This window comes from Collinsella sp. LCP19S3_B11, from assembly GCF_052121915.1.
GTDB lineage: Bacteria > Actinomycetota > Coriobacteriia > Coriobacteriales > Coriobacteriaceae > Collinsella.
Genome location: NZ_JBQKDI010000035.1, coordinates 1 through 3,523, shown reverse-complemented (window position 1 = coordinate 3,523; position 3,523 = coordinate 1). Strand labels below are relative to the sequence as shown.

At 57.4% G+C, this 3,523-nt stretch carries 3 protein-coding genes; all 3 read right to left on the bottom strand.

Annotation, left to right across the window (positions count from 1 at the left end; all coding sequences use genetic code 11):
- Positions 1 to 655 precede the first annotated feature (655 nt).
- Positions 656 to 1,780 (bottom strand): aminotransferase, encoded by a 1,125-nt coding sequence (locus ACTQV4_RS10165; protein ID WP_441040929.1) that lies wholly within the window; start codon positions 1,778 to 1,780, stop codon positions 656 to 658.
- A gap of 16 nt (positions 1,781 to 1,796) precedes the next feature.
- Positions 1,797 to 3,275: an amino acid permease gene (locus ACTQV4_RS10160; RefSeq protein ID WP_441540633.1), complete on the bottom strand. Its 1,479-nt coding sequence runs from the start codon at positions 3,273 to 3,275 to the stop codon at positions 1,797 to 1,799.
- Positions 3,276 to 3,413: 138 nt separating this feature from the next.
- On the bottom strand, positions 3,414 to 3,523 hold a 110-nt coding region (locus ACTQV4_RS10155; RefSeq protein WP_148332920.1), incomplete at its 5' end, for an arginine deiminase family protein.

Below are 3,523 nucleotides of genomic sequence, written 5' to 3'. Positions count from 1 at the left end.
CTCGTCGCCGGGACGGTGCAGGCAGACCTTCCTGAGCTTGCCGATCTCGGAAGGCACGTGCAGACCTTTCGTCATGGCCTCCTACCTTTCTTTCGGGCCCTTGTCAGGGCCGATTCGTTAGCGCCCCTCCGTGTGAGGCGTTATTGCTGACGACATATTTATATCCAAAATCAACCCATACTTCCACCTTGCCCCCGAACGGTTTTTTATAGGGGGTGAACGGCATACACATATACTTCACGCATGGCACACTTTGATTTAATAAAGTTTATTTACGTGCTTAAACGCGTTTTCAATCCAAAAATCAAATGGAACTAAACTTTGTTAAACCACCCTCAGATTGCATATTTCGTGCAACGATATGAATAGAATTCGCAATTCTTGCTGTCTCTCAACCATTTTCATTTTTATTCATAAAAAAGTTTGTCCTATTCATTTTTAGCAAACAGATTACCGTTTACCAGACGTTGGATACCGTTCACCGGAAACTTAGTATAAGGCCCGTCGAATACCCGATCGATCTTGCGTCCCCATTTGTAACAACTTGACTTTTCCGGCGGCAAAGACATGCAGACCCGCTCCCCAAAAGGGAGCGGGTCTGCATTCGGTACACCTAGGGCCAAGTAAGGTTTAGTCCTTCGAGGGCCTCAAGGGATTAGCGATCGAACTCGGCCAGAGCCTCGCCCAGAAGCCTCAGGCCCTCGCGAAGAACATTTTCGCTCGCGCAGTAGCCCAGGCGTGCGCCGCAGGGAAGCTCAAAACGGCTGCCGGGCACCAGCAGCACTCCCCTCTCGGACAACAGGCGCTTGCAGAACTCCTCGTCGTCCTCGGGAATATCAAGCTGGATAAACGAGGTAGACACGCCCTGCGGGGCCGTCCAGGAAACGCGATGTTGCGTATCGATCCAAGCCTGCGCGATATCGCGATTGCCAGACACGATCTTGCGGTTGCGCTCGAGAATCTTGTCCTTGTGCTCAAGCACATAGGTCGCCAGGGCATCGTTGAACACGCCGCCGCAGATCATGGTGTAATCGCGATAGGTACGGATGCGATTGGACACCTCTTCGTCGGCCACGACCCAACCCACGCGGGCTGCAGGCGTCGAATAGGTCTTAGACACCGAGTTGGTGACAATGGCCTTCTCATACACGTCGACCATCGACATAAAGGACTCGGTGTTCTCGAGCGGCAGATACACCTCGTCACACAGCACGTAGGCGCCCACCGAACGGGCGATCTCGGCAATCTGACCGAGCGTATCGGCATCAAGCACCGTACCGATGGGGTTCGATGCGTTATTGATGCAGATGAGTTTCGTGTTGGGGCGAACCAGGCGCTTGAGTTCCTCGATATCGGGCTTCCAGCCGAGCTCCTCGCGAAGCTCCCAATACTCGACCTCGGCGCCCAGTGTACGCGGGATCTCGTAGAGCGGCGCATAGGTAGGCCACTCGGCAATCACGTGGTCGCCGGGCTCGACAACGGCCATGATGGCGTTGAGGTTGGCACCCGTGCAGCCATTGGTCTGAAGAATGTGATCGGGATTGACCTCGCGACGATAGAGCTTGGCGACCTCGGCCTTAAAGTCGGGCGAGCCCTCGATCCAGCCGTAGTTCATCTTCTCGCGGTCCAGGCGCTCGTAGAAGGTAGCGCCGTCCTGCTCGTCGAGCGCGCGCAACTCGCCCATGGTAAGCGACGAGATCGTCGACTGGGCGATATCCCACGTAGCGCTCTTCTCCCAAACGTTGAGCCATTCCTCAACGCCGATTGTCTTGATATCCATGGCTAGGCTCCAATCGCTAGAACACGGGGATGATGCCGGCGAAGGTCATGGGAATGGAGATGATGCCCAAAAGGGCGATCACCACGGCACAGATAACCTGGCCGTTGCCCATGGACTGACCAGACTCGGTGAGTGCCTTGCGATAGAACAGGAAACCGGGAATGTAGCCCAGACAGGCAAGCAGCAAGAAACCCCAGCCGGTAAAGAGCACGCCGACGACCTGGAACACCAGGGCGAGGATACCGATAAGAGCCTGGCCCGACTCGCCGCGCTCGCGAGAGAGCTTGACCTGATAGGCAGCAGCGTAGGCCCAGGTGACAACGATGGTCACGGTGCACATGGAGATCGCGAAGGTATAAGCGTCGGCAGCGAACGTGGCGATGATGATGAACGCCTCCGTCAGGGCACCGACGATAATCAAGGCCATCTGCGGCGCGCCCTTGGCGTTGACCTCGCCCCAGGACTTGGGAAGCAGACCGTGGTCGGCCATCATCGAGGAGACCTCGGCAGGAAGCATGGTAAAGGAGAGCCAGGAGCCGCACACCGAGATGATGATGGCCCAGGAGATGAAGGCGCCGCCCCAGCCGGGAGCAAGCTGCTCGAACACGGAAATGGTGGCAGGCTTGGGAGCCGCAACCAGATCGGCATAGTCAACAACGCCGTACGGAATGACGGAAGCGCCGATGTAGAGGGTGAGCAGCACGATCAAGCCGATGATAGTGGCGGAGCCGACTTCACTCTTGCGCTTAGCGCGACCGGACATGACCGAAGCGCCCTCGACGCCGATGAAGACCCACATCATGATCAGAATGCACTGCGTGACCTGGTTGGCAACGCTTCCGAGTTCAACGCAGTTGGCGGCGATGATCGTGGCATTGCGCGCGGCGGTGCCCCAGAAGTCGGCGGTAAACACACCGGCATTAAAGGCGAAGCAGGAAAACACGATGAACAGCAGGATGGAGGCAATCTTAATGACCATGACGATCGCGTTGAAGGCCGCAGCGCTCTCGACGCCGCGAATGACCAAGAACGTAATACCCCACAGGACCAGCGACACGACAACGACGCCGACGACAGCGGGGTTTCCGGTCACGGGATCCGAGAACACGCCCGGCATGATCGTGCCCAGGCAATAATCGGAACCCAGGACCTGGGCGATCATGGTGCCAAAGCCGACATTGCCGAGCCAGGCGGAAAGCCAATAGCCCCAGCCGGAGATAAATCCGTGGAAAGGACCGAAGCCCTCCTCCGCGTACGCGCAGGCGCCGTCAAGATCGGGGCGCTTGGAACCCACGTTGGCGAGCGAGAGCGCCAGCATCAAAAAGCCCAGGCCGCAAACGACCCAAGCGATGAGCGCAGCACCAGGAGAGGCGACGTTAGCGAGCTGACCGGTAAGGGCGAAGACGCCCGTGCCGATGCAGGAGGAAACGACCATGCCGACAAGGCCGAAAAAGCCGACACCGTTGGGGTTATCGACACGACTGTCTTTAGACATAATGGCCACCTTATCTGTTGTTGAATTAGCTTCATTAAACAAGAATGGGGCGGTGCGAAAGATCCGCACCGCCCCAATGGGAGACATCTAATGGCAGCTAGATGTTTGTTTTAAGACCTGTACGGGTCTTTGAAAACCTTAGAGGTCCTCGCGCCAGAAGGGCATGCTCATGCAGCGCGGGCCGCCACGGCCGCGGGAGAGCTCGGCGGAGGGCACGACGAGAAGGTCCAGGCCCTCCTTGTACAGCA

Bases quoted from the DNA above. Each gene is read 5' to 3' on its own strand.
- ACTQV4_RS10165 (WP_441040929.1), bottom strand. From the start codon at position 1,780: ATGGATATCAAGACAATCGGCGTTGAGGAATGGCTCAACGTTTGGGAG.
- ACTQV4_RS10160 (WP_441540633.1), bottom strand. From the start codon at position 3,275: ATGTCTAAAGACAGTCGTGTCGATAACCCCAACGGTGTCGGCTTTTTC.